The 24,908-nt window shown below is 64.9% G+C and carries 19 protein-coding genes and 1 pseudogene; 12 read left to right on the top strand and 8 right to left on the bottom strand.

The window, feature by feature from the left end:
- Positions 1-56 precede the first annotated feature (56 nt).
- The 6 genes from AC5ZFO_RS27855 (at position 57) to AC5ZFO_RS27830 (ending at position 7,913) form a co-directional block, all read left to right on the top strand.
- A complete protein-coding gene (locus tag AC5ZFO_RS27855; RefSeq protein ID WP_282519476.1) occupies positions 57-2,564 on the top strand; it encodes a penicillin-binding protein 1A in 2,508 nt (835 codons plus the stop codon).
- 113 nt (positions 2,565-2,677) lie between these two features.
- Positions 2,678-3,809, top strand: a protein-coding gene (prfB, locus tag AC5ZFO_RS27850) for a peptide chain release factor 2 (protein WP_282519475.1) whose coding sequence is annotated in 2 segments (ribosomal slippage) — positions 2,678-2,746 and positions 2,748-3,809 — 1,131 coding nt in all. Because the reading frame shifts where the segments join, the coding sequence is not laid out codon by codon here.
- Positions 3,809-4,690, top strand: a complete 882-nt coding sequence (locus tag AC5ZFO_RS27845) for an NAD(P)-dependent oxidoreductase (RefSeq protein ID WP_282519474.1) — start codon at positions 3,809-3,811, stop codon at positions 4,688-4,690. Before prfB ends, AC5ZFO_RS27845 begins: the two co-directional genes overlap by 1 nt.
- A gap of 14 nt (positions 4,691-4,704) precedes the next feature.
- Entirely contained in the window at positions 4,705-5,580 is an 876-nt protein-coding gene (locus tag AC5ZFO_RS27840) for a DMT family transporter (RefSeq protein WP_282519473.1), read from the top strand.
- A gap of 77 nt (positions 5,581-5,657) precedes the next feature.
- On the top strand, positions 5,658-6,569 hold the full coding sequence (locus tag AC5ZFO_RS27835) for a DMT family transporter (RefSeq protein ID WP_282519472.1): 912 nt from the start codon (positions 5,658-5,660) through the stop codon (positions 6,567-6,569).
- A gap of 108 nt (positions 6,570-6,677) precedes the next feature.
- On the top strand, positions 6,678-7,913 hold the full coding sequence (locus tag AC5ZFO_RS27830) for an ABC transporter substrate-binding protein (protein ID WP_282519471.1): 1,236 nt from the start codon (positions 6,678-6,680) through the stop codon (positions 7,911-7,913).
- 16 nt (positions 7,914-7,929) lie between these two features.
- Here the strand turns inward: AC5ZFO_RS27830 and AC5ZFO_RS27825 are convergent, their stop codons facing one another.
- Entirely contained in the window at positions 7,930-9,297 is a 1,368-nt protein-coding gene (locus AC5ZFO_RS27825; protein ID WP_282519470.1) for a M23 family metallopeptidase, read from the bottom strand.
- Positions 9,298-9,407: 110 nt separating this feature from the next.
- Complete coding sequence (locus AC5ZFO_RS27820) at positions 9,408-10,097, bottom strand: peroxiredoxin (protein WP_282519469.1); 690 nt, start codon at positions 10,095-10,097, stop codon at positions 9,408-9,410.
- A 204-nt stretch (positions 10,098-10,301) separates the two neighbouring features.
- On the opposite strand from AC5ZFO_RS27820, the gene AC5ZFO_RS27815 reads away from it, so the two are divergent.
- Positions 10,302-14,102 carry a YhdP family protein gene (locus tag AC5ZFO_RS27815; protein ID WP_282519594.1) on the top strand — a complete coding sequence of 1,267 codons (3,801 nt, stop codon included), beginning with the start codon at positions 10,302-10,304 and terminating at the stop codon, positions 14,100-14,102.
- A gap of 194 nt (positions 14,103-14,296) precedes the next feature.
- On the opposite strand, the gene AC5ZFO_RS27810 is transcribed toward AC5ZFO_RS27815, so the two are convergent.
- The 4 genes from AC5ZFO_RS27810 to tyrS form a co-directional block, all read right to left on the bottom strand.
- On the bottom strand, positions 14,297-15,988 hold the full coding sequence (locus tag AC5ZFO_RS27810; RefSeq protein ID WP_282519468.1) for a methyl-accepting chemotaxis protein: 1,692 nt from the start codon (positions 15,986-15,988) through the stop codon (positions 14,297-14,299).
- A gap of 360 nt (positions 15,989-16,348) precedes the next feature.
- The gene (locus AC5ZFO_RS27805; RefSeq protein WP_282519467.1) at positions 16,349-16,792 is read right to left on the bottom strand and encodes a DoxX family protein; all 444 of its coding nucleotides are present in this window, start codon (positions 16,790-16,792) and stop codon (positions 16,349-16,351) included.
- A 219-nt stretch (positions 16,793-17,011) separates the two neighbouring features.
- Positions 17,012-18,271, bottom strand: a complete 1,260-nt coding sequence (locus AC5ZFO_RS27800; RefSeq protein ID WP_282519466.1) for an MFS transporter — start codon at positions 18,269-18,271, stop codon at positions 17,012-17,014.
- Positions 18,272-18,327: 56 nt separating this feature from the next.
- The gene (gene tyrS / locus AC5ZFO_RS27795; RefSeq protein WP_282519465.1) at positions 18,328-19,581 is read right to left on the bottom strand and encodes a tyrosine--tRNA ligase; all 1,254 of its coding nucleotides are present in this window, start codon (positions 19,579-19,581) and stop codon (positions 18,328-18,330) included.
- A 164-nt stretch (positions 19,582-19,745) separates the two neighbouring features.
- Here tyrS and AC5ZFO_RS27790 point away from each other — a divergent pair, with 164 nt between their 5' ends.
- The 3 genes from AC5ZFO_RS27790 to AC5ZFO_RS27780 all read left to right on the top strand — a co-directional run bounded on the left by AC5ZFO_RS27790 (position 19,746) and on the right by AC5ZFO_RS27780 (position 21,972).
- The gene (locus tag AC5ZFO_RS27790) at positions 19,746-20,849 is read left to right on the top strand and encodes an anhydro-N-acetylmuramic acid kinase (protein ID WP_282519464.1); all 1,104 of its coding nucleotides are present in this window, start codon (positions 19,746-19,748) and stop codon (positions 20,847-20,849) included.
- A gap of 111 nt (positions 20,850-20,960) precedes the next feature.
- Positions 20,961-21,638, top strand: a complete 678-nt coding sequence (locus tag AC5ZFO_RS27785) for a glutathione S-transferase family protein (protein ID WP_282519463.1) — start codon at positions 20,961-20,963, stop codon at positions 21,636-21,638.
- 10 nt (positions 21,639-21,648) lie between these two features.
- On the top strand, positions 21,649-21,972 hold the full coding sequence (locus AC5ZFO_RS27780; protein ID WP_282519462.1) for a DMT family transporter: 324 nt from the start codon (positions 21,649-21,651) through the stop codon (positions 21,970-21,972).
- Here AC5ZFO_RS27780 and AC5ZFO_RS27775 read toward each other — a convergent pair.
- Positions 21,969-22,481 (bottom strand): DUF1697 domain-containing protein, encoded by a 513-nt coding sequence (locus AC5ZFO_RS27775; protein WP_496122835.1) that lies wholly within the window; start codon positions 22,479-22,481, stop codon positions 21,969-21,971. The two genes, AC5ZFO_RS27780 and AC5ZFO_RS27775, sit on opposite strands and share 4 nt — an antisense overlap.
- An 8-nt stretch (positions 22,482-22,489) precedes the next feature.
- Positions 22,490-23,137, bottom strand: a complete 648-nt coding sequence (locus AC5ZFO_RS27770) for an alpha/beta hydrolase (protein WP_014495555.1) — start codon at positions 23,135-23,137, stop codon at positions 22,490-22,492.
- Positions 23,138-23,482: 345 nt separating this feature from the next.
- On the opposite strand from AC5ZFO_RS27770, the gene AC5ZFO_RS27765 reads away from it, so the two are divergent.
- Together AC5ZFO_RS27765 and AC5ZFO_RS27760 are read left to right on the top strand one after the other, a co-directional pair.
- Positions 23,483-24,622, top strand: coding sequence for a cysteine desulfurase family protein (locus AC5ZFO_RS27765; protein ID WP_282519460.1), 1,140 nt, complete (start codon positions 23,483-23,485; stop codon positions 24,620-24,622).
- 113 nt (positions 24,623-24,735) lie between these two features.
- Positions 24,736-24,908, top strand: a pseudogene (locus AC5ZFO_RS27760) (Fe-S cluster assembly protein SufB); the annotation flags it as partial.

The following is a 24,908-nucleotide window of genomic DNA, read 5'->3' as shown; positions in this document are numbered from 1 at the left end:
GTTTCGTTGGAGAGCGCCCAATTCGTTGGCGCCCGGATTGAACGGATAGACACATAATGCGCTTGCTGGTGCGGTTCATGGGCTTCCTGTTCGCCGCGGGAACGGTGGTGTTCCTTGTCGGTGTCGGGGCCGTCGCAGGCCTGATCTGGCATTTCTCCAAGGACTTGCCGGATTACTCTCAGCTTCAGGATTACGAGCCGCCGGTGATGACCCGCGTGCACGCGGTCGACGGCTCGCTGCTCGGCGAATACGCCAAGGAGCGGCGGCTGTACCTGCCGATCCAGGCGGTGCCGAAGCTCGTGATCAACGCCTTCCTCGCGGCCGAGGACAAGAATTTCTACGAGCATGGCGGCATCGACTACACCGGCATGGCGCGCGCCGGCGTGCTCTTTATCCAGAACTACGGCTCGAACCGGCGTCCGCAGGGCGCCTCCACGATCACCCAGCAGGTCGCCAAGAACTTCCTGCTGACCAACGAGGTCTCCTTCGCCCGCAAGATCAAGGAAGCCTTGCTGGCGATGCGCATCGAGAAGACCTACTCGAAGGACAAGATCCTCGAGCTGTATCTGAACGAGATCTATCTCGGCCTCGGCGCCTATGGCATCGCGGCCGCTTCGCTGGTGTATTTCGACAAGTCGGTGAACGAGCTGACCGTCGCGGAAGCGTCCTATCTCGCCGCGCTGCCGAAGATGCCCGCGACGCTGCATCCGGTCCGAAACCGCGATCGCGCCATCGAGCGCCGCAATTACGTGGTCGACCGTCTGCTGGAGAACGGCTGGATCAAGCAGGCCGACGCCGACAAGGCCCGCAAGGAGCCGCTCGCCGTCACCAGCCGTTCCAACGGCGCTCACACCTTCGCCGGTGAATATTTCGCCGAGGAAGTCCGCCGCGACATCTTCGAGCGCTACGGCGAGAAGAAGCTTTACGAAGGCGGTCTGTCGGTCCGCACCACGCTCGATCCGAAGATCCAGGTCATGGCGCGCAAGGCCATGGTCTCCGGTCTCGTGAACTATGACGAGCAGCAGGGTTATCGCGGCGCCATGAGCAAGCTCGATATTTCGGGCGATTGGGGCGTGAAGCTCGCCGAGATCAAGTCGCTCTCCGACATCTCGCCCTGGCGCATGGCGGTGGTGCTGGAGACCAGCGACCAGTCCGCGCGCATCGGCTTCCAGCCGAACCGCGAGCTCGGCGGCGCCATCAGCAAGCAGCGCGAGACCGGCATCGTCACGGTCGACGGCGTGCGCTGGGCGAGGGCGGCCCAGGGCAATGCCAAGGGCAAGACCCCGACGTCTGTCGCGCAGGTGTTGCAGCCGGGCGACGTGATCTATGCCGATCCGCTCTACACCAAGGAGGGACAGCCGGTCGAAGGCCAGTACCGCCTGCGCCAGATCCCCGAAGTGTCCGGCGCGATGGTGGCGATGGATCCGTGGACGGGCCGCGTGCTCGCGATGGTCGGCGGCTTCTCGTTCGACCAGAGCCAGTTCAACCGCGCCACGCAGGCCTACCGCCAGCCGGGTTCGTCGTTCAAGCCGATCGTCTATTCGGCCGCGCTCGACAACGGCTATACGCCCTCGACAGTGGTGCTCGACGCCCCCATCGAAATCGACCAGGGCCAGGGCGCCGGCGTGTGGCGGCCCGAAAACTTCTCCTCCGGCAAATTCCAGGGACCCGTCACGCTGCGCAACGCGTTGCGGCAGTCGCTGAACACCGTGACGGTGCGCCTCGCGCAGGACATCGGCATGCCCCTGATCGGCGAATATGCGCGCCGCTTCGGCGTCTACGACGAATTGCCGAACTATCTCTCCTACGCGCTCGGCGCCGGCGAGACCACGGCGATGCGCATGGTCACTGCCTATTCGATGCTCGCCAATGGCGGTCGCCGGGTGAAGCCGACCTTGATCGACCGTATCCAGGACCGTTACGGCCGCACCATCTTCAAGCACGACCAGCGCGAATGCCGCGGCTGCGACGCGCCGGGCGGCTGGAAGAACCAGGTCGAGCCGCAGCTGATCGACCGCCGCGAGCAGGTGCTGGATTCGATGACCGCCTATCAGATCACCGAGCTGATGGAAGGCGTGGTCCAGGCCGGTACCGCCACCGTGGTCAAGGAGGTCGGCAAGCCGATCGCCGGCAAGACCGGCACCACCAACGAGGCCAAGGACGCCTGGTTCGTCGGCTTCTCGCCCGATGTCGCCGTCGCCATCTATATGGGCTACGACAAGCCGCGCGCGCTCGGTAGGGGCAACGCCGCGACCGGCGGCCATCTGGCCGCGCCTATCGCGCGCGACTTCCTCAAGCTCGCGCTCGCCGACAAGCCCGCGGTTCCGTTCAAGGTGCCGGCCGGCATCAAGCTGGTGCGCGTCGTCTCCAAGACCGGCATGCGCGCCGGCCCCGGCGAGACCGGCGGAACCATTTTGGAGGCCTTCAAGCCGGGCACGGCGCCGCCGGACAATTATTCGGTGATCGGCGTTGCCGATGCCGACGGGCGCGGCGTGCCGGCGTCGCAGCAACAGCAGCCGGATTCCGGCTTCTTCATGCGGCCGGGCACCGGTGGTCTGTACTAAGGCTTAGGACAAGACGGACGATCGCGGTTCCGGCGGTTGCGCTTTGCAGCCGCCGCCGCTACATCCCCAACTCACTTGCAAGCGGAACCAATTCCGCGAGACCAGAGCACCACATGCGCGCCGAAATCGAACGGTTGGTAGAAGAGATCAAGCAGTCAGTCGGGCTGCTGAGGAGGCATCTTTGACGTCGAGACATCGACGGCGCGCCTCGCTGAGCTGAACAAGCTCGCAGAAGATCCCAACCTCTGGAACGATCCCCAGAAAGCCCAGAAGCTGATGCAGGAGCGCACCTCGCTTGAGGATTCGCTCTCGGGCATCGGCAAGGTCGAGCAGGAGCTCGAAGACGACATCGGCATGATCGAGCTCGGCGAGGCCGAGGGCGACGCGGGTGTTGTGGCCGAAGCCGAAGCCGCGCTGAAGAACCTCAAGAAGGAAGTCGCGCGGCGCGAGCTCGAGGCGCTGCTGTCGGGCGAGGCCGATCGTTTCGATTCCTATCTCGAAGTCCATGCCGGCGCTGGCGGCACCGAGAGCCAGGACTGGGCGCAGATGCTGCTGCGCATGTATACGCGCTGGGCCGAGACGCACGGCTTCAAGGTCGAATTCCTCGAGGAATCCGAGGGCGAAGAAGCCGGCATCAAGTCCGCGACCATCCAGGTCTCCGGCCACAATGCCTATGGCTGGCTGAAGACGGAGGCGGGCGTGCACCGGCTGGTGCGCATCTCGCCGTTCGATTCCAACGCGCGGCGGCACACCTCGTTTTCGAGCGTGCAGGTATTCCCCGTCATCGACGACAGCATCAAGATCGACATCAAGGAAGCCGACGTCCGCGTCGACACCATGCGCTCGGGCGGCGCCGGCGGCCAGCACGTCAACAAGACCGAATCCGCGGTGCGCCTGACGCATATTCCGACCGGCGTTGCCGTGGTCTGCCAGGCCGGCCGGTCCCAGCACAAGAACCGGGCGCAGGCCTGGGACATGCTGCGCGCGCGGCTTTACGAGATCGAACTGAAGAAGCGCGAGGAGAAGGCCGCCGCCGACCAGGCCGCCAAGACCGATATCGGTTGGGGACACCAGATCCGCTCCTACGTGCTGCAGCCCTACCAGATGGTGAAGGATTTGCGCACGGGCGTGCAGACGTCCGACACATCGGGCGTGCTGAACGGCGAGCTCGACGACTTCATGGCCGCAACCCTGGCGCAGCGCGCCTTCGGCACCACCGGCGCTGACATCGAGGACGTCGACTGATGTCCCGTGTCGCCTTCATCGGGTTGGGGCGGATGGGCCACGGCATGGCCGGCCGCTATCTCGATGCCGGCTTCACGGTGACGCTGTGGAATCGCAGCAAGGCAAAAGCGGACGACCTGATCGCGCGCGGTGCGCATTGGGCGACGTCGCCTGAGGATGCCGCGATCGATGCCGATGCGGTCGTGACCATGGTCGCCGATGACGAAGCCTCGCGCGCGGTCTGGCTCGGGCCCAACGGTGCGGCCAAGACGGCGAAATCAGGCACCATCGCGATCGAATGCTCCACTGTCTCCTATGACCACGCCCGCGAGATGGGCCGTGAGCTCAATGCGCGCGGGCTGATCTATATCGACTGCCCCGTGACGGGATTGCCTGATGCGGCAGCGGCCGGAAAGCTGACGCTGCTCGTCGGCGCTGACGCAGCTGATCTCGAACGTGCACGGCCGTTTCTCGAACCGATCGGCTCGACCATCCGCCATTTCGGCGCGGTCGGCTCCGGCACTGTCTACAAGCTCATCAACAACCTGATGGGGGCGATCCAGATCGCGGGCCTCGCCGAAGGCCTCGCCATCGCCGAGCAGGCCGGGCTCGACATGGACCTGGTGCTGGAATCGATCCAGGCCGGCGTCGCGGCCAGCCCGCAAGTGCAGCGTCACTCCAAGCGCATGGTCGCGCGCGATTTCAGTGGCGCGACCTTTACGGCAGCGCTGCGGCACAAGGATGCCGCCTACGCTGTGAAACTCGCCGAAAGCCTGCTGGCCGACAAGCCGCTGGTCTCGCGTGCTGCGGTCGAGTCCTATGCGCAGGCCAAGGCCGCGATGCCCGACGACGATGAAGGCAAGATGATCGAGCTGGTGTCGCGGCCGAAGAAGCCGACCTAGCTGGACGCATCAACATGGGGCAGCCTCGTTCGGAACGTGGTCTCGGCATTGCTCTCGTCATCGCTGCCGCAATTGCCTGGAGCACGGCGCCGTTCTTCACGCGCCTGTTGCCGTTCGATCCCTGGACCATCCTGTTCTGGCGCGGCCTGTTCGCGGGCAGCCTGATCAGCGTGATTCTCGTCGTGATGCAGGGCCGCGCTGCGCTGTGGCAATTGGTCGTGCCGGGGAGGGGCGGCCTGCTCGTCGCGTCCTTGTCCGCGCTCGGCATGGTCGCGTTCATTCCCGCGCTTCAGATGACCAAGGTCGTCAACGTGGCGGTGCTGATCGCAACCCAGCCCTTCGTTGCGGCTGCGCTGGCGTGGCTGTGGCTCGGCGAAGCCGCGACGTGGCGTACGCTGACCGCGAGCCTGATCGCCTTTGCCGGCGTGGTGATCACAGTCGGCGGCGTTCAGGCCGGCGCCGATCTTGGCGGCGTCGCGCTGAGCTGCCTGATGGTGCTTGCCATCGCCGCCATGACCGTCGTGGTCCGGCGTCACCGCGAGACCTCGATGGTGGCGGCGGCCGCGCTGTCGAACTTCATGGGAAGCCTCGTCAGCCTTCCCTTTGCCCACGACATCGCCCATGTCGGCGGCAATGGCCTTGCGATCCTCGCGATGTTCGGCTGCCTCCAGGTCGCGCTCGGCCTGACCTTCTACATGCTCGGCTCACGCTTGCTGCCTTCGGGACAGGCCTCATTGATCGCGACGCTGGAAACGCCGCTGATGCCGTTCTGGATCTGGGTCGCTTTTCGCGAGCTGCCCGCCGTGCATGCGCTCATTGGCGGGGCGCTGGTGATCGGGGCGGTTGTCGCCGATATTGCCGGTGACGCTCGCTCGCGGCGCCCCTCCTGAGCAACGTTATCGGAAATCGGGTGGCGGGCTTTCTCGCGCCGTCCTAGGCGGCAGGGTCGGCCGCCGAGGTGAAGCACATGTCCCCGAACGACAACAGGATCGATGCGCGAGACTGGTCGCTGCTCGCCGTGCTCTCGGTTCTCTGGGGCGGATCGTTCTTCTTCAACGGCGCGGCGCTGCGGGAATTGCCGCCGCTGACGCTGGTGCTCCTGCGCGTTGCGCTCGGCGCGGCCATGCTGCTGCCGCTGCTCCGTATGCAGGGCATCAGATTTCCCAGGGGGATGGTTGGCTGGAAGCCGTTCGTCGCGATCGGGCTGCTCAACAACGTCATCCCGTTCTCGCTGATCGTGCTCGGCCAGACCTTCATCCCGAGCGGACTGGCCTCGATCCTGAACGCGACCACGCCGCTGTTCACGGTGATGGTGATGGCGGCTGCGGGCGAGGAAGCCCTGCAGTTGCGCCGGGTGGCCGGCGTGGCGCTCGGCCTCGCCGGCGTCATCATCCTGCGGGGATGGGGCATCGAGACGCGGCCGGGGCAGGGGCTCGGTATCCTGCTCTGTCTGGCCGGCGCGTTCAGCTATGGCTTTGCGGCGCTGGCCGCGCGGCGGCTTCTGAAGGACACGCCTCCGCTGGGAACGGCGACGTTTCAGCTGATGGCGTCGACTGTGATGATGGCGATCGTTGCCGGCGCAATGGAGCAGCCATGGCGACTTTCGATGCCGGGCCTGACGACCTGGCTCGCGGTGCTTGGCCTTGCCGCTCTGTCGACGGCGCTCGCGTACATCGTCTTCTTTCAGATCCTGCGGCGCTCGGGCGCGACCAATGTGATGCTGGTGACGCTGCTCATTCCCGTCACCGCCATCCTGCTGGGATGGCTGGTGCTGGGTGAGCCGATCTCCGCGCGCGAGATCGCGGGCGCCATCGTCATCGGCAGTGCGCTGCTCGTGATCGACGGGCGTGTCCTGAGCCTGCTGCGGCGCGTCACGTAAGTTCCAGATTGCCGTTTCATCTCGCGGAAAATCGTGGTGCTTGCCAGCCGCGAGTCTGCTTGCGACACTCTCCGCAAAAGAAGACTACAAAACATAGGGGAGAGAACGATGCCGGGTCGTCGCGGAAACCTTGCTGCCCTCGCCATTCTTGCTGCCGGCGTGCTCGTCACGGCACCGGCCTTGGCGCAGAAGAAATACGATCCCGGCGCCACTGATACCGAAGTCAAGATCGGCAACATCATGCCCTATAGCGGGCCGGCGTCGTCCTATGGCGTGATCGGCAAGACCGAGGCCGCCTATTTCAGGATGATCAACGACCAGGGCGGGATCAACGGCCGCAAGATCAATTTCATCAGCTATGACGACGCCTATTCGCCGCCGAAGGCGATCGAGCAGGCGCGCAAGCTGGTCGAGAGCGACGAGGTGCTGCTGATCTTCCAGCCGCTCGGCACGCCCTCGAACTCGGCGATCATGAAATACATGAACGCCAAGAAGGTGCCGCAGCTGTTCGTCGCGTCCGGCGGCACCAAGTTCGGCGATCCCAAGAGTTTCCCGTGGACCATGGGTTTCCAGCCGAACTACCAGAGCGAGGGGCGGATCTACGCAAAATATATCCGCGATCATTTCCCCAACAGCAAGATCGCCGTGTTCTGGCAGAACGACGACGCCGGCAAGGACCAGTTCAAGGGGCTGAAGGACGGGCTCGGCGACAAGGCGAACATGATCATCGCCGACAAGTCCTATGAGGTCAGCGATCCCTCGATCGACTCGCAGATCGTTGCACTGCACGATTCCGGCGCGGACATCTTCTTCTCGTGGGCTGCGCCAAAGGGATCGGCGCAGGCAATCCGGAAGGTCGGCGAGCTCGGCTGGAAACCAAAGTTCTTCCTCGCCAACACCGCGACCTCGGTCGCCTCGGTGCTCAAGCCCGCCGGGCTCGACTATTCCAAGGACATCATCTCGACCGTCTATCTGAAGGATCCGACCGACCCGACCTGGGACAAGGACCCGGCGGTGGTGAAGTGGCGCGAATTCATGGACAAATATTATCCCGATGGCGACAAGGCCAACAGCAACAACATCTACGGCTATGTGCAGGCCGAGGCGATGGCGCAGGTGTTAAAGCAGTGCAGCGACAACCTCACGCGTGACAACGTGATGAAGCAGGCCGCCAGCCTGAAGGATTTTCACACCGACCTGATGCTGCCCGGGATCATGGTCAACACCTCCGCCGATGACTACTTTCCGATCGAGCAGATGCAGCTGATGCGCTTCAACGGACAGGCCTGGGAGCTGTTCGGCGACGTCATCACCGGCGAGGTCGGCCACGAGCGCAGTCAGTAGATCAGGCGTACCGGGCTTAGCCCGCGCTGAGCCGCACGCCGGCGCGCAAGAATTTCTGCGGATCGACCGCTTCGCCGTCGATGCGGGTTTCGTAATGGAGGTGCGGGCCGGTGGAACGGCCGGTCGACCCGACGAGCCCGATGACCTGCCCGAGCTTGACGATCTCACCGACCTTGACGTTGATCTCGGAGAGATGGCCGTAGCGGGTCGAGAGCCCGTTGCCGTGATCGACTTCGACCATGCGGCCGTAACCACCGGACCAGCCGGCTGAAACGACCCTGCCGTTGGCGGTGACGCGTGCGGGATCGCCGGTCGCGGCACGGAAGTCGAGGCCGGTGTGCATTGCGGGCCGGCCGAGGAAGGGATCGCTGCGCACGCCGAAGCCTGAGGTGAATTCGACCTCGCCGATGACGGGCTTGCGGTAGGGCACCAGCGCCAGCGTGCGATTGAGGCGGTCCATCTCGGCACGGGTGGTGTTGATGCGATTGAGCTGCTTCTCGAACGGCCCGGCATTGGCCGTCAGCTTGACGGGCACGAAAGGACCGCCCATCGCCGAGCGCGGCACGGCGGCTTCGAGGCTGGCGAGATTGAGGCCGAGGTCGCTGACGACGCCGCGCATCCGGCGCATGCGTGAATCCATACCTTCCTCGACGGCGCTGAGCGCCGCCATCTGGCGACGCTCGACCTGGTCAAGCGAGGTCGTGAGCCGGACCAGGACGTTGTCGAAACCCTGGTTCTTGGCGAATTGGCTGGTCGGCGGTGCAGCGACGGTCGGGGCGCGCGACTCAAGCCGCGCTTCGCGATCGGGCGGCGCCACGAAGATCACGGTGTCGCTGATCGGCGACGGCTTCGGCGTCCCCTGCGCAGCGCCCTGGCTCGAATCGCCGCGCTGCGGGGCCACGCGGGGCATTGATCCGGTCACGTCGGGCATGGCTCCGAGCGCCGTGGCCCGGGACTCCAGCGCCGTCTGGCGCTTCATGATCTGGTCGAGCTTCTGGTCGAACTGCTCCTGGTCGAGCAGCTGCCGGCTGGTGGTGCGGTCGACCTTGGCGCGGAGTTCGGCGATGCGGTCCTCGTAGGCGTACTGCATCTCGGCCTGGCGCGCGATCAGCCGGGTCAGGACGTCGTCGCGGAAGGCGAAATAGGTGGCGGTCGCGGCCGACCAGAGTCCGAGCAGCACGACGGTGCCGACCACGATCCAGAACACCACAGGTCCGAGGCGGACCTGCTTGCCGTGGTGCACGATGGTGTAGGCGTCGTCGGCGTCGGGAAGGGGGATCGCGACGGCTGCCGCCGCGGCGGCGGGGCGGCGATGGAAGGCCCGTCCGTGGTCGTGCGCGTGATGTTGGGGGTACTGCGAATATTGGGCAGAACTTTTCGACATCGGCACTCCCGCGCCGGTCGGATGAGTCCGTACGGCCTAATTGCCGCAGCAATCTGGGCCGGTCATGGTTAATTTTCCGGAAACGGAACCGCTCGAACTTAACGGATTGGTTAAAGGCTCCTTGCCGCTTCCAGCACCTCGTCGGCGTGGCCGTCGACGCGGACATTGCGCCAGACCCTAGCCACCTTGCCGTCGGCACCAAGCAGTACCGTGGTGCGAAGAACGCCGAGGAAGCTCTTGCCATACATGGACTTTTGGCCCCAGGCGCCGTACGCCTCCAGCATCTCGTGTTTCTCATCGGAGATGAGCGGCATGCCGAGGCCGTGCTTGTCGCGGAACTTCTCCTGGGCCCTTAACGGATCGGCGGAGATGCCGAGCAGGGCGGTGCCGGCGCCGCTGAAAGCGTCCGCCAGCCGTGTGAAATCGATTGCCTCCTTGGTGCAGCCGGGCGTGTCGGCGCGGGGGTAAAAGAACAGGACGAGCTTCCGACCGGCATAGTCGGCCAGCGAGACCACATCGCCGCCGTCGCGGGGCAGCCGGAAGGCGGGCGCCTTCTGGCCCTCGGTCAGGGCCGGCTTGGCATTCGCGGACGCGGAGGCCGATTTGGAGGAATTTAACTGTTTCGACGCGGCCTTATGTGATCCTGCTTTTGCTACTGTCCTGGTTGATTTGCCCGCCGGCGTCCGCTGTGTTTTCGCGGACTTTGTTTGAGTCGTTGCCCGCTTGGTCGGGGTCTGCTTTTTAGTCGTTGCTATGCCGGAGGGCGTTTTGGACGATTTCTTTCGGGATTTCTTGGACATACGCCTTCCTTTCGTCGCTTTCGGCGGGTCAACCAAAGCGGTATTGCAGCTCTCGTCCGGTGTGCCGGAATCGCGCCCTCGTCTGGGCAAGTCTGGCGACGCCGGGTTATGGTTACAAGGAATTCCACGCACCACCCCACTGCTCGTTGAACGCGCTCCCGGGGCGAAATGACGAACAGCAGGAATATTCGAGGTATGGCGGCAATGCCGGCACAGGGAGCTTCGCTTCCCGTGGACGGCTGCGGTCCCGGCGGCGCTCAATCCTACGATGGGCGCCTGTATCGAGAGGCAATGGCAAGGAATACGTCGCCCGAGGATTACAATCGGGATTTCGATCGGCGCGGCGGTCAACAGCAGCCGCAGGAGTGGGACGACGCCGACTGGGATCCGGATCAGGAAGCAGCGGCGGGCTATCGGGCGCGCCGGCTGTTGTCGCGTTCCAGTTCGGGCTTCCATCGTTTCGGTGACGGATTTGCGTCAATGCGCCGCTGGCTGGCGGCTGATCGCTGGCTGAAGCGGCTGGCCATCGTGGCCGGGGCCCTCGCCGTTATTTTCGTCGGCTGCTTCGGCGCGCTGTGGTGGCGGCTTGGTGCCGGTCCCATCAATCTCGACATCGCGACGCCGTGGCTCGCTGCCGCCATCGAGGACAATATCGGCCACGGCAATACGGTGGAGGTCGGCGGCACCCAGATCGAGCGGGCCGGGCGGATCCGCATCGCCGTGCGCATCCGCGACATCGTCGTCCGCGACCAAGATCACGTCATCGTCGCCACCGCGCCGAAGGCCGAAGTGAAGCTGTCGGGTGCGGGTCTCCTGATGGGGCACCTGCGCGCCGAGAGCCTCAATCTCGTGGACGCGGAGCTGGCGATCCGCATTTCGCCCGACGGCACCGTCACCGTGTCCGCCGGCGACACCGCAAAGCCGCTGGCAACCGGCGTCGCATCCAAGAAGGAAGCGGGCCTGCCGCCGACATTCCCGCGCAACGGTGTCCCGCCGCCGCCATTCGCCACCGGACCTGCAAGTCCGGACGCGTCGCAGGCCGCTCCCCAGGCCGCTGCCCCGAGCGGCATTCTTCAGGGCCTCGACTGGCTCGACAGTCTGAGCATGACCGGCCTCGACGGCCAGAACCTCAACGAGATCGGCCTGAAGAACGGCAATCTGATCGTCGACGATCAGCAGCGCGGCAGCAAATGGAGCTTTGAGAACATCACGCTCAGCCTGCGCCGGCCGAGCCGTGGCGGCGTCGCCCTCAGCCTCGGCGAGGAAGGCGCGCGCCCGTGGTCGCTGCGCGCCACGATCGGCCCTGCCGAGAATGGTGTGCGTTCGGTCGACATCCGCGCCGATAAGCTTTCCACCGCCAACATCCTGCTGGCGCTCCGGGTGAAGGACTTCACCTACACCGCCGATCTGCCGCTGACCGGCGAGCTCAAGGGCGAGCTCGGCCGCGACGGCGTGCCGACCTTCTTCCGCGGCAAGATCGCGGTCGGCGCGGGCAACATCATCGACACCGACACGCCAGATTATCCGATGGCGATCGACTCGGCCGAGATCAACGTCGAGTGGGATTCGAACCGGCGGGTGCTGGTTGCTCCGTTCAAGATTCTCTCGGGCGCGAACCGCCTGACGCTTCTGGCCCATCTCGAGCCGCCCAACGGCACCACCAACGACTGGCAGCTCGGCTTCAGCGGCGGCTCGATCCTGCTGGGCGGCATCGACAACGAGCCCCCGCTGGTCTTCAACCGCATCGCGATCGGCTTCCGCTTCGATACCGACCACAAGCGCATGCTGCTCACGCAAGCCGATATCAGCAATGGCGAGATCGGCGTCGCCGGCACCGGTGCCATCGACTATTCGGGCGAGCCGCGGCTGACGCTGGGCTTTGCGGGAACGCCGATGTCGGCCTCCGCGCTCAAGCGGATGTGGCCGACGCTTGTCGTTCCCGAGTTGCGCGAATGGGTGATCGAGCGGATCGAGCGCGGCACGCTCCAGCGCATCGAGATCGGCGTCAATTCGCCGACGAAGAACCTCCCGCGCAAGGGGCCGCCCATTCCCGACGACGGCCTGTCGGTCAACATCGTCGCGAGTGGCGTCGCGGTCCGCCCCGTGGATGGCATGCCGGTGGTGCACGATGCCGATCTGAAGGCGCGTGTGACCGGGCGCACCGCGACCGTGAATATCGGGCAGGGCATTGCCGATACGCCGGCGGGCCGCAAGGTCACGATCTCCGACTTCGTCTTCGAGGTGCCGGATATGGCGCCCAAACCGTCGCCGTCGCGGACCAGGTTCCGCGTCGATGGCCCGGTGCCTGCTGCCGCCGAAATGCTCGCCAATGATCGCCTGAGCGATCTGTCGTCGACCGTCGTCGATCCCAACACCAGCAAGGGGACGTTCACGGCCAACATCCAGCTCGGCCTGCCGGTCAAGGGCGAGCTGACCAAGGCCGACACCACCTACGCCGTCACCGCCGACCTCAACGGCTTTGCCGCCGACAAGCTGGTGATGAACCAGAAGCTCGAGGCCAACAACCTCAAGATATCAGCGAGCAACCAGGGCTATCAGGTCAAGGGCGACGTCAAGATCAACGGGCAGGCGGCTTCGCTGGACTACCGCAAGCCGGCCGAGGGCGATGCGGACGTCAAATTGCAGACCACGCTGGACGATGCCAGCCGCGCGCGCCTGGGATTCGATCTGAGCCCCGCCGTCAGCGGATCGCTGCCGATCAAGCTGTCGGGCAAGATCGCCGGAGGTCCCGACCAGACGACGAAGCTCGGCGTCGAGGCGGACCTGACCTCGGTCAAGCTCGACAACATCCTGCCCGGTTGGGTCAAGCTTTCGGGCAAATCGGCCAAGGCCAGCTTCAAGGTGGTGCCGACGGCGCAATCAACCCGTCTGGAGGACATCGTCGTCGAAGGCAGCGGCGCCTCGATCAAGGGCTCGCTTGAAGTCGATCCGAACGGCGACCTCATGAACGCGAATTTCCCGATCTACGCTCCGTCCGACGGCGACAAGGCCTCGTTGAAGGTGGAGCGTGGCCAGGACGGGGTCGTGCGCGGCACGATGCGCGGGGACGTGTTCGACGGCCGCGGTTTCCTGAAGTCGGCGATCTCAGGCAATTCCAAGGACGACGCCAAGAACAAGATGAAGAACGTCGATTTCGACATCGACGTGAAGCTCGGTGCCGTCGCGGGCTTCAACGGCGAGGCGATGCGCAGCGTCGATGCCAAGATGTCGCGGCGCAACGGCACCGTCAAAGCCCTCACGCTGAACGGCAAGATCGGCCGCGACACGCCGGTGGCAGCCGATTTGCGCGGCGGCCGCGCCCAGGGCAACCGCGAGGTGATCTACCTCCAGACCAACGATGCCGGCGCGTTGCTGCGCTTCACCGACACCTACACCAAGGCGATCGGCGGCCAGATGGTGGTGGCGATGGAGCCGCCGACGTCGGAGTCGAACACGACGCGCGAGGGCCTCATCAACGTCCGCGACTTCACGGTGAAGGGCGAGGCGCAGCTCGAACGCGTTGCCGCCGGCGCGCCCAACGGCACCGGAAATGGCGTCTCCTTCAGCGCGCTGCGCGCCGAGATCACGCGTCAGAATGGCGCCCTGACGATCCGCGATGGCGTCGTGAAGGGTCCGATGATCGGCGCCACCATCGAGGGCTCGATCGACTATCCCGGCAACCAGGTGTGCATGAGCGGGACCTTCGTGCCGATGTATGGCCTGAACAACATGTTCGGACAGATTCCGGTGCTCGGACTGTTCCTGGGCGGCGGCGACAAGGAAGGCCTGATCGGCGTGACCTACGAGGTCGTCGGCACGCCGGCCGCGCCCGTGATGCGCGTCAATCCGGTCTCGGCCATGGTGCCGGGCGTGTTCCGTAAGATCTTCGAGTTCAACACCGGCAAGCAGAACACGCCGTTCGAGGAATTCCCCTCGCAGTCCAACGACGGCTCGACCGGATCGACCCGTCAGCTGTCGAGCGGCTGCAGCCTCGCGCGGCGGTAGCGGAGAAGCTGCCTTCGTACGGATATTCGCAGACGGTCGTCATGCCCGGGCTTGTCCCGCCTGCGCGGCCGAAGCCGCTTCGGCGCGGCGAAGGCCCGGGCATCCACGTCTTTCGTGCAGAGCGGCTATAAAAACGTGGATGGCCGGGACAAGCCCGGCCATGACGACGTGCAGAGTTAGGTGTACCGGCAGCCTTACGCCGCGCGCACGCCTGCGAGGAATGTGCCGACTTCGCCGGAGAGCTGCTCGGCCTGCTTGGACAGGTTTGAGGCGGCCGCGAGCACCATGCCGGCGGCGTTGCCGGTCTCGTTCGCTGCGGTGCTGACGCCGCCGATATTGGTGGTGACTTCCTTGGTCGCTTCAGCGGTCTGCGAGACGCTGCGGGCGATCTCGGCGGTGGCGGCGCCTTGCTCCTCGATGGCCGCGCCGATCGAGGTGGCGATACGGCTGACTTCCTCGATGGTGGCGGTGATGCCGCCGATCGCGTCCACGGCCTCCTTGGTGGCGCCTTGGATCTGCGCGATCTTGTCGCCGATCTCGCGGGTGGCTTCCGCGGTCTGGCTGGCGAGCGACTTCACCTCGGAGGCGACGACGGCAAAGCCGCGGCCGGCTTCACCGGCGCGCGCGGCCTCGATGGTGGCGTTGAGCGCGAGCAGATTGGTCTGCGCCGCGATGCTGGAGATCAGCTCGGCGACGTGCTCGATCTGCTGCGCGCCGTCCGAGAGCGCGCGCACGATGGTGTCGGTGCGGCGTGCGCTGTCCACCGCGCGCCCGGTCACTTCGGCGGATTGCGCGACCTGGCGGCTGATCTCGGTGATGGAGGAGGAGAGCTCCTCGGCGGCAGCCGCGACCGTCTGGACGCGCTGGCTGGCTTCGGTGGCGGCGGTACCGACCACCGCGGCGCGGCGGTTGGTGCCTTCGGCCGTGGACGACATCGACTTGGCGGTGGTCTCGAGCTCGCCGGAGCCCGAGGCCATCAGGCCGACCAGCTGGCCCACGGACGCATCGAAGCGATCGGCGAGGGCGATCAGGGCGTCACGCTTCTCCTGCTCGCTGCGGCTCTTGGCGGCGACCTGCTCGGACTCCAGCGTGCGCGCCGTCAAAGCGGTCTGCCTGAGCACTTCGAGGGTCTCGGCCATGCGGCCGATCTCGTCACCGCGGCCGGTCTCCTCGACCGGCTTGTCGATGGCACCGTCGGCAATCTCCTGCATGCGGGTCTTCTGGCGGTCGAGCGCACCGAGCACGTCGCGCGCGATCAGCCACGATAACGTCGCCATCAGCAGCATCAGGCCGACACCGACCGCGGCAAGCTCGAGCGTCAGCGCGCGCACATCGGCGTCGATGTCGTCGACATAGAGGCCATAGCTGATCGTCGCGTTCCAGGGGGCGAACTTGCGCGCGAACACGGTCTTGCGCACCGCTTCGGTCTGGCCGGGGCGGGGATAGAGATAGGAGGCTACGCCGCCGCCATTCTGTTCGCCGGCCTTGAGGATCGCGTCGGCAATGAGGACGCCGTTGGCGTCGATCGCGCCGGTGATCTTGCCTTCGAGCTGCTGGTTGGCGCCGTTGACGAGGAGGGACGTGTCGGCGTTGTAGACGACCGGATAGCCCTGGTTGCCGTTGAAGGTCATGCGCCGTCCGCGCATGTGGAACTGGGCCTTGGCCTCGGCCTGCGTCAGCTTGCCGGCGGTGACGTCGTCCTGGACCGACTGGGCGAGATTATAGAGCATGTCGACCGCGGTCTTCATCTGCTGGACCCGGTCCTCCATCATGCGGCTCTTGCTGAGGAAGGCCGATACCGCGATGATGGCCGTGACTGTGAGAGCCGCAAGGCAGACCATGCTGGTAAGCTTGGTGCGGATCTTCAGATGGCTCAGCAGCCTCATCGCAGCCTCTACGAAATGGTTGTTATTGCTCGCATCGGTAGCATGAAGTTCTTACCAATCATGAATATAGGCATGAGGCCGCCGGCTGCGCGCGTGACCGTTCGCAGCCTGATGCGTAACCGTGCAGGCAAAGCGACATGCGTCGGCGCACGTCAGCGCGTATGCAGGAGAAGATCGATCCCGGACCTTGGTGGTCATCGAGCCCGGCGGGAGCGGCAATGAATCGATTCGTTCACCGCCTCATCATGTCCGCGCTGCTCGTCGCGGCCCTCGTCCTGATCTGGAACGTGCTTGGCTCGCGGTAGATGACACCGGCAAAGCTGCCGGTGTCATTCGTGACTTGCGCGTCAATTGCGCGCGTCAGCGTCGCGCGAATGCGCCGCCGGTCGAGGCGCGTTCGTTGCCCAGCGCCGCATCGACGCTGATCGGGCCGCCGCCGGCCGCCGAGAGATAGAGGCAGGCGAAGCAGAACAGGATGGCAAGCGTGCCGTTGTTGAGCAGCGGCAGGAACACCGGCGTCTCGCCCTTGAGCATATGTCCCATGAAGTAGGCGAAGGCCATTTCACCGGAGAGGATGAAAGCGGCGAGGCGGGTGAACAGGCCGAGGATCAACAGCGCGCCAAGCACCAGTTCAAGCGTCCCGGCCGCGCCGTAAAGCGACATCAGTTCGACTTTCGCGAACATCGGCAAAGGCGGAAACTTGAACAGCTTGGCTACGCCGAATTGAAACAGCAGCAGGCCGGTGATGAAGCGGAACAGGCTCAGGAGAACCGGTTCAAAGCGAGTGAGATAGGGAAAGTTCATTGGTTTGTGCCCTCCATCCAATGGGCGACTTGGACCGTATTCAGTTCGGCCTCGCAAGCCACCCGGGGTCAATTCCATGCTGACATTTTTGTCATGTGGACAAAATATCGCAGTTCGTCCCTTAACTCCGGTTGCGCCCAACTGTTTCGCACGCGGTGCCGCGTGTGTCGCCCGTAATTTCCCGGTGACGCGGAGGGATGCAGGTTACGTCGGGGAGATCTACTCCCGCAAGGCGGGGACAATCAGGAATGGAATCATTCCGAGGATCACGCTCGCAAGTGCGAAGACGAGCAGGAGATTGTAGCCGTGCGTGAAGTCGTGGATGAGGCCGCCGCTCCATGAGCCGAACGCCGAGCCCAATCCGCTGCCGATCGAGATGGTGCCGAAGATCGTGCCGACGCGCTTGCCGCGAAAAATCTTCATCGCGGTCGCTGTGATCAGCGGGCCGCGCGAGCCCATCATGCTGCCGAAGCAGACGACGAAGCCGGTGAGCAGGATGATGTTCGGATAATACTGCAAGAGCCAGAGCAGGAAGATGCCGATGATCGAGATCGCGTAGCTGAGCAGCACCGAGGGCCGGCGTCCGATCAGCCCGTCGAGCGCGGATACGCCGAGCATGCCGAACACCAGCACCACGCCCGAAAAACCCCAAGCGGTCGCGGCCTGGAGCGGTGGAAAGCCGGCGTCGATGAGATAGGCCACGATCTGTGCGGCGATCGAATACATGCCGACCGCGGTGAAGAAGAAGGTCGAGAACAGCGCCCAGAAAGCGTGGTGGCGCATCGCGCTCGCAAGCGTCCAGCCGTTGTCGATGAAATCAGGATCGGTCTTCTTGGTGACATGCGGCGAGCCGACCGCGAACATGCGCCAGGGCAGAAGCAGCAGCGGCACGAGCAGGCCGAGCGCGGCGAAGCCGTAGACCTGATAGGCTTCACGCCAGCCGAGATGATCGATCAAGAGCTGCGAGGTCGGGAGCAGCGCCAGCACGCCGCCCCCCATTGCCGAATAGACCACCGCCATCGCGGTCGGCAGCCGTGGCCCGAACCAGCGGCCGAGCAGGATCGAGTTCGGCACAATGCCGATGAAGGCGACGCCAATGCCGACGCAGAGGCCGATCGAGAGCTGAAATTGCCAGAGCGCCTGCGCGTGCGCCGCGATCAGGAAGGCCGAGCCGAGCAGGAAAAGCCCGACTGCGTAGACGATGCGCGGTCCGGAATGGTCGAACAGACGCCCGACCAGTGGCGCGGTCAGCCCGCTGATCAACCAGGTCAGTGAGTAGATCGAGACGACCTGCGCGCGGTCCCAGCCAAAGTTTTCGGAGATCGGCTTGAGGAAGACAGTGAAGCTCTCGCTGAGGCCGCGGCCGAGGACGGCGAGCGTGAAGCACAGTGCGAGCACGACGAGTGCGGTGCGCACCGCATCTCGCTGCGTGCGTCCGGCTTGTTCCCGCGAAGCTTCCCTGGGCGTGTTCTGATCCATTGCCGGTCAGGGAGCGCGCTTCGGCGCGCCCTGACAAGCATCAAAAGCTCATACGCCTATGCAGGCCGGATGAGGACGTGCTTCTTCTTGCCGAAGGACAGCTTGATCACGCCCTCGGGTGTCAGATTGGCCGCCGACAGCGTCATCTTCTCGTCGCTTACGGACTCGTCGTTGACGCGCAGACCGCCGCCCTTGATCTGGCGCCGTGCCTCGCCATTGGAGGCAACCAAGCCTGCCTTGACGAAGGCGTTGAGCACGCCGAGGCCGGCGTCCAGCTCGCCGCGCGGAATTTCCACCGTCGGCAGGCTTTCGGCCAGCGCGCCTTCCTCGAAGGTGCGGCGCGCGGTTTCAGCGGCTTGGTTTGCCGCGTCGCGTCCGTGCAAGAGCGCGGTCGCCTCGGTTGCAAGCACCTTCTTGGCCTCGTTGATCTCCGAGCCGCCGAGCGCCTCGAGCTTCCTGATCTCGCCCATCGGCAGCGTCGTGAACAGTTTCAGGAATTTGCCGACGTCGGCGTCCTCGGTGTTGCGCCAATATTGCCAGAAGTCATAGGGCGAGAACTGGTCGGCGTTGAGCCAGACCGCGCCCTGCGCGGTCTTGCCCATCTTGGCGCCGGACGCCGTGGTCAGCAGCGGCGTCGTCAGCGCGAACAGCTGGTGGGTGCCCATGCGGCGGCCGAGATCGACGCCCATGATGATGTTGCCCCACTGGTCCGAGCCGCCCATCTGCAATTTGCAACCGGTGCGCTTGGCGAGCTCGACGAAGTCGTAGGCCTGGCAGACCATGTAGTTGAACTCGATGAAGCTCATCTCCTGCTCGCGCTCGAGGCGCAGCCGCACGGAGTCCATGGTCAGCATGCGGTTGACCGAGAAATGCCGGCCGACGTCGCGCAGCATCTCGATCCAGTTGAGCTTGGTCAGCCACTCCGCATTGTCGAGCATCACGGCGTCGCTGTCGCCGTCGCCGTAGCGCAGCACTTTTGCGAACACGCCGCGGATCGATTCCTTGTTGGCTTCGATCTCGGCGACGGTGCGCATCGCGCGGGTCTCGTCCTTGCCGGAGGGATCGCCGACCATGGTGGTGCCGCCGCCCATCAGCGTGATCGGCTTGTTGCCGGACTGCTGGAGCCAGTGCAGCATCATCATGGTCAGGTAGTTGCCGATGTGTAGCGAGCGGGCGGTACAATCGTAACCGACATAGGTGGTCGCTTCGCCCTTGGCGGCGAGCGCGTCCAGCCCCTCGAAATCGGAGCATTGGTGGATGAATCCACGTTCCTGCAGGGTGTTGAGGAAATCCGATTTAAATGCAGTCATCTGTCGGCGTGCCTGACAATTCTTGGTTTACTGTTTCGGGTGCAATTTAAGGGTCTTCCGTGGGAACTCGATTGCCACCCGCCACTTTGCCTGTGGCATTATAAGATGTGTCCCTCTGGCACAAGATCGGCATGCCGGAGGGGGTCTCTTGAGGACGCTGATCCATGATGTTGACGGCACTCGGTTTGATGAGCGGCACCTCGCTGGACGGGGTGGATGTCGCGCTGATCGAAACCGACGGAAAGCAAGTGAAGGCGTTCGGGCCATCCGGCTACCGGGCCTACAGTCCGGCGGAGCGCAATCTGCTGCGCCAGGCGCTGAGCGAGGCCGTGCACCTGCCGCGACGCGACGCCCGCCCGGGCGTTCTGGCCGAGGCCGAGCGCGCGGTGACGCTGGCCCATGCCGAGGCTGTGGCGTCCTTCATCGCCCAGAACCGGATGAAGCCGGAGGACATCGACATCGTCGGCTTCCATGGCCAGACGGTGCTGCATCGCCCCGAGAAGCGGCTGACGGTCCAGATCGGCGATGCACCGGCGCTGGCCAGGGCGATCCATATCCCGGTGATGCACGACTTCCGCGCCGCCGACGTCGAGGCCGGCGGGCAGGGCGCGCCGTTCGTGCCGGTTTACCACCGCGCGCTCGTCCATTCGCTGGCGCGCGAAGGGCCGATCGTCGTGGTCAATATCGGCGGCGTCTCCAACGTCACCTATATCGACGGCAACGACACGCTGATTGCCTGCGACACCGGGCCGGGCAACGCGCTGCTTGACGATTTCATGTACCGCACCATGAACCAGGCCTTCGATGCGGAAGGAAAGTTCGCCGCGCTCGGCAAGGCGGACGAGGCCTGGATCGCGCGGGCACTGGACCTGCCGTTCTTCGCAGCTCCGCCGCCGAAATCGCTCGACCGCAACGACTTTGCCGCGCTGAAGCTCGGCGACGTCCCGCCGGCCGACGGCGCCGCGACGCTGACCGCCTTCACCGCGGCGGCGATCGCCCGGATCATCTCGCTCCTGCCGCGCCGGCCGCGGAGCTGGATCGTCTGCGGCGGCGGCGCCCGCAACCTCACCATGCTGCGCATGCTGCGGGAGCGGGTAGGGTCGGCCACCGTCGAGGCCGCCGAGACGCTCGGCTGGGCCTCCGACGCCATCGAGGCGCAGGCCTTTGGCTTCCTGGCCGCCCGCGGCCTCAAGGGGCTGCCGCTGTCCTACCCGGCCACCACCGGCGTGCCGATGCCGATGACGGGCGGAGTGATGGCGCGGCCCTGAGGTCCAGGCCTTACGATCAATGTCGGTTGATGCAAATGCATTGATCTTGACGAGTGCATGCAATTGCATCTATGTTGGATGCAGTTGCATCCAACCGCCGGGATCATTGCCATGACCGCGTCACTGAAACTCATCAGCCACAAGCTTTGCCCGTATGTGCAGCGCGCCGTGATCGCGCTCAACGAGAAGGGCGTGCCGTTCGAACGGATCGACATCGATCTCGCCAACAAGCCCGACTGGTTTCTGAAACTCTCGCCGCTCGGCAAGGTGCCGGTCCTGGTGGTGACGACGGAGAAGGGCGAGGTCGCGCTGTTCGAGAGCAACGTGATCTGCGAATACATCGAGGAGACGCAGGCAGGCCTCAAGCTGCATCCGGCGGATGCGTTGAAGCGCGCCGAGCATCGCGCCTGGATGGAGTTCGGCTCGGCGATCCTGGGTGACCTCTGGGGTCTGGAGACCACGACCGATCCGGCGACGTTCGAAAGCAAGCGCCAGGCGGTTGCGGCGAAATTCGCGCGCGTGGAAGCCGCGCTCGGCGCAGGGCCTTATTTCGCGGGCGAGGCGTTCAGCCTCGTGGATGCAGTGTTCGCACCCGTCTTCCGCTATTTCGATCTGTTCGACGAACTGACAGAGCACGGCATCTTCAGCGATCTGCCGAAGGTCCGCGCGTGGCGAGCCGAGCTTGCGAAACGTCCGAGCGTGCGCACCGCAGTCGGCGCGGACTATCCGCAATTGCTGCGTGCCTTCCTGGTGCGCCACGACGCGCATCTGCTGAAGCTTGCGGCCTGAGCGCGCGCCAATGTCGCAATCCATGGCCTGGCTGATGCTGGTGATCGCCGGTGCGCTCGATGTCGGCTGGGCGATCTCGATGAAATATGCGGAAGGCTACACGCGGGCAGGCTGGAGCATCACCTCGCTCGTGCTGCTCGCCGCCTTCGTCTTTCTGCTCGGACGCGCTTTGCAGGTGCTGGAGGTCGGCGTCGCCTATTCGGCGTGGACCGGCATCGGCGCGGCCGGCACCTTCCTGCTGGGCGTCGTGCTGTTCGGCGAGACCTTGAGCGCGATGAAGCTCGCCGGCATCGCGCTCGTGCTGATGGGGATCGCCGCGCTCAAGCTGGCCTAGATCTCCGCGGCCATCTTCGCGAGCGTTGCGACGGTATTCATGTTGCGCGCGGTGCCGGTCTTGGCGGCGGGGATGACGAGCTTCGACGTCCCCATGCCGTCGCCATAGTGCACGTAAATCTCGCGGCGGCCGAGGCGGAGCTCTTCGTTGTTCTGGCCGCGGATGCTGGTAAGCGCGTCTTCAGGTGGCGCCCTCTCGAGGAAGATCGCGACGGTGCGATTCGGCGCAGCCTTTGGAAAAGGATTGTCGGCCGAGACTTGCGCCATCTCGGCGGCGCTACGCACGAGCACCCCGACCGGCGCGCCGGCGTAGGCGCGCAGGCGCTTTTCGAGGGCGGTCTTGATTGCAGCTTCCGACTTGCGGCTCGTGAAGACGACGTTGCCGCTCGCAATATAGGTGCGCACGGCGGCAAGGCCGAGCTCCTCGCACATGGCCTTGAGCACGCTCATCGGCAGCTTGCCGGTGCCGCCGACATTGACGGCACGCAGCAAGGCGACGAAGGAGCCCATTTGAGGCCTTAGCGCACGTTGGCGAGGCGCATGTCGAGATAGGCCGTGATGGTTTCCATCAGCGGCTCGAGCTTGGCGTCGAAGAAGTGGTTGGCGCCGGGGATGACCTGCTGGTCGATCACGATGCCCTTCTGCGTCTTCAGCTTCTCGACCAGCGTGTTGACGTCCTTGGGCGGAACCACCGCATCCTTCTCGCCATGCACGATCAGGCCCGACGAGGGGCATGGTGCGAGGAACGAGAAGTCGTAGAGATTGGCCGGCGGCGCGATCGAGATGAAACCCTCGACCTCGGGACGGCGCATCAACAGCTGCATGCCGATCCAGGCGCCGAAGGAGAAGCCGGCGACCCAGCAGGCGCGCGCTTCGGGATTGATGGTCTGCGCCCAGTCGAGAGCTGCGGCCGCATCCGACAATTCGCCGGTGCCGTGGTCGAACGAGCCCTGGCTGCGGCCGACGCCGCGGAAGTTGAAGCGCAGCACCGAGAAGCCGCGATGCGCGAAGGCGTAGTAGCACTGGTACACGATCTGATGGTTCATCGTGCCGTGGAACTGCGGATGCGGATGCAGGATCATCGCGATCGGCGCGTTCTTCTGCTTGGCCGGGTGATAGCGGCCTTCGAGACGGCCAGCAGGGCCGGTGAAAATGACTTCGGGCATGATGATCTCTTGATTGATCCCTTGAAGACGGCCTTCAGCAATCAACCGATTGTGCAGACTTCATCGGCAGCTCGGCCGATCAAACCGCGAATGGAAGGGTGGAGCGGCGCCCTCGGATGACGCGCGAGCGGCGCGCGGTGAACTGACGCGCGCGTTCTAACATGAGGCGAGGGTCAAAAAGCAAGCATCTTGAACATCCCGCAATGCGCTCAAGATGTTAGCGCGTCATGGCGGCGTCATTGAGCGGTCGGGATTCGGAATCGAGTTGCCAAGCGCTCCATGGGGGCCCATGTCGGGCTCGGGGACGGGCACACCAGCCCGATCCATGGAGTAATATAATACCTCATGCCGAGTCGTGCTTATCTCGACTGGAATGCGACCACGCCGCTGCGTGCTGAAGCGCGGACCGCGATGCTTGCAGCCTGGGAGCTGATCGGCAATCCGTCCTCGGTTCATGCCGAGGGGCGCGAGGCGCGCCGGCTGGTCGAGGAGGCCCGTGCCACGCTCGCGGCGGCCGTCGGTGCATTGCCGAGGAACGTCGTCTTTACATCCGCAGGGACCGAGGCCAACGCGCTCGCGCTGTCGCCCGGTCTGCGGGCGCCGTCCGGCGGCCCTGTCGAGCGCCTGTTGGTCTCGGCCGTCGAGCATGCCTCGGTGCTGTCGGGCGGCCGGTTCCCTCCGGACAAGGTCAGCCAGATCCCGGTTACACGCGCCGGCGTCATCGACCTCGAGCGCCTGGAGGCGTTGCTCGGTGACGGCCCGCCGGCGCTGGTCTCCATCATGGCTGCGAACAACGAAACAGGCGCAATTCAGCCGATTGCAGAGGCCGCAGGGATCGTCCATGGGGCGGGGGGGCTCCTGCACGTCGATGCGATCCAGGCGCTGGGGAAAATCCCGTTCGATATCAAGGCTGTGGACGCAGACCTTGCGACCTTTTCCGCGCACAAGATCGGCGGCCCCAAGGGCGTCGGCGCGCTGGTCCTGGCCGAGGGGATCGCTGGACTGGAACCCGTGCTGCGGGGCGGCGGACAGGAGCTGAGCCGGCGCGCGGGAACCGAGAATGTCGCGGGAATCGCTGGCTTTGGGGCAGCGGTGAAGGCTGCCCTTCAGGCTCTGCCGGAGGATGCGGAGCGGATGGCAACCCTCAGAGATTCCTTGGAAAATGGTATCCGCGGGATCGCCGGGGCGATGGTCTTCTCGGATGACATCAAGCGGTTGCCAAATACCATCCTTTTCACTGCCCCCGGCCTCAAGGCCGAAACCGCCGTGATCGGCTTCGATCTCGAAGGCGTGGCGGTATCCTCAGGCTCGGCCTGTTCATCGGGCAAAGTGCAGCCGTCTCACGTGCTGTCGGCAATGGGGTATGATGCCACCGTTGCCCAGGGAGCGGTGCGTCTCAGTCTGGGCTGGTCCACGAAGCCAGATGACATCAACACGACGTTAGAGGCTTGGCGAAAGCTTGGTAATACCCTACTTAGAGCCTAAGCGACGAAACACGGCTTGAATGGTTCTAAGCACGTGCTTTCTGCCGAAAAACATCGTAATACTCGTCCAAGTTTGATCCACCGCGGTCCTTGAAACCGCGAGCGGAGGATAGAATGCCAGCCGTGCAAGAGACGGTCGAGCGCGTGAAGCGCATCGACGTCGATCAGTATCGTTATGGGTTTGAGACCCTGATCGAGTCCGACAAGGCCCCCAAGGGACTGTCGGAAGAGACCGTCAAGTTCATCTCCGAGAAGAAGAACGAACCCGCCTGGATGCTCCAGTGGCG

The organism is Bradyrhizobium sp. Unk1, from assembly GCF_059512345.1.
The sequence above is the reverse complement of the archived record's forward strand: the minus strand, read 5'-3'. Positions and strand labels throughout refer to the sequence as shown.

Coding starts and splice junctions, on each gene's coding strand:
- AC5ZFO_RS27770 (WP_014495555.1), bottom strand. CDS start 23,137: ATGCCCGAAGTCATTTTCACCGGCCCTGCTGGCCGTCTCGAAGGCCGC.
- AC5ZFO_RS27805 (WP_282519467.1), bottom strand. CDS start 16,792: ATGAACTTTCCCTATCTCACTCGCTTTGAACCGGTTCTCCTGAGCCTG.
- AC5ZFO_RS27800 (WP_282519466.1), bottom strand. CDS start 18,271: ATGGATCAGAACACGCCCAGGGAAGCTTCGCGGGAACAAGCCGGACGC.
- AC5ZFO_RS27790 (WP_282519464.1), top strand. CDS start 19,746: ATGATGTTGACGGCACTCGGTTTGATGAGCGGCACCTCGCTGGACGGG.
- AC5ZFO_RS27845 (WP_282519474.1), top strand. CDS start 3,809: ATGTCCCGTGTCGCCTTCATCGGGTTGGGGCGGATGGGCCACGGCATG.
- AC5ZFO_RS27830 (WP_282519471.1), top strand. CDS start 6,678: ATGCCGGGTCGTCGCGGAAACCTTGCTGCCCTCGCCATTCTTGCTGCC.
- tyrS (WP_282519465.1), bottom strand. CDS start 19,581: ATGACTGCATTTAAATCGGATTTCCTCAACACCCTGCAGGAACGTGGA.
- AC5ZFO_RS27855 (WP_282519476.1), top strand. CDS start 57: ATGCGCTTGCTGGTGCGGTTCATGGGCTTCCTGTTCGCCGCGGGAACG.
- AC5ZFO_RS27815 (WP_282519594.1), top strand. CDS start 10,302: ATGCCGGCACAGGGAGCTTCGCTTCCCGTGGACGGCTGCGGTCCCGGC.
- AC5ZFO_RS27765 (WP_282519460.1), top strand. CDS start 23,483: ATGCCGAGTCGTGCTTATCTCGACTGGAATGCGACCACGCCGCTGCGT.
- AC5ZFO_RS27835 (WP_282519472.1), top strand. CDS start 5,658: ATGTCCCCGAACGACAACAGGATCGATGCGCGAGACTGGTCGCTGCTC.
- AC5ZFO_RS27820 (WP_282519469.1), bottom strand. CDS start 10,097: ATGTCCAAGAAATCCCGAAAGAAATCGTCCAAAACGCCCTCCGGCATA.
- AC5ZFO_RS27775 (WP_496122835.1), bottom strand. CDS start 22,481: ATGGGCTCCTTCGTCGCCTTGCTGCGTGCCGTCAATGTCGGCGGCACC.
- AC5ZFO_RS27810 (WP_282519468.1), bottom strand. CDS start 15,988: ATGAGGCTGCTGAGCCATCTGAAGATCCGCACCAAGCTTACCAGCATG.
- AC5ZFO_RS27785 (WP_282519463.1), top strand. CDS start 20,961: ATGACCGCGTCACTGAAACTCATCAGCCACAAGCTTTGCCCGTATGTG.
- AC5ZFO_RS27825 (WP_282519470.1), bottom strand. CDS start 9,297: ATGTCGAAAAGTTCTGCCCAATATTCGCAGTACCCCCAACATCACGCG.
- AC5ZFO_RS27780 (WP_282519462.1), top strand. CDS start 21,649: ATGTCGCAATCCATGGCCTGGCTGATGCTGGTGATCGCCGGTGCGCTC.
- AC5ZFO_RS27840 (WP_282519473.1), top strand. CDS start 4,705: ATGGGGCAGCCTCGTTCGGAACGTGGTCTCGGCATTGCTCTCGTCATC.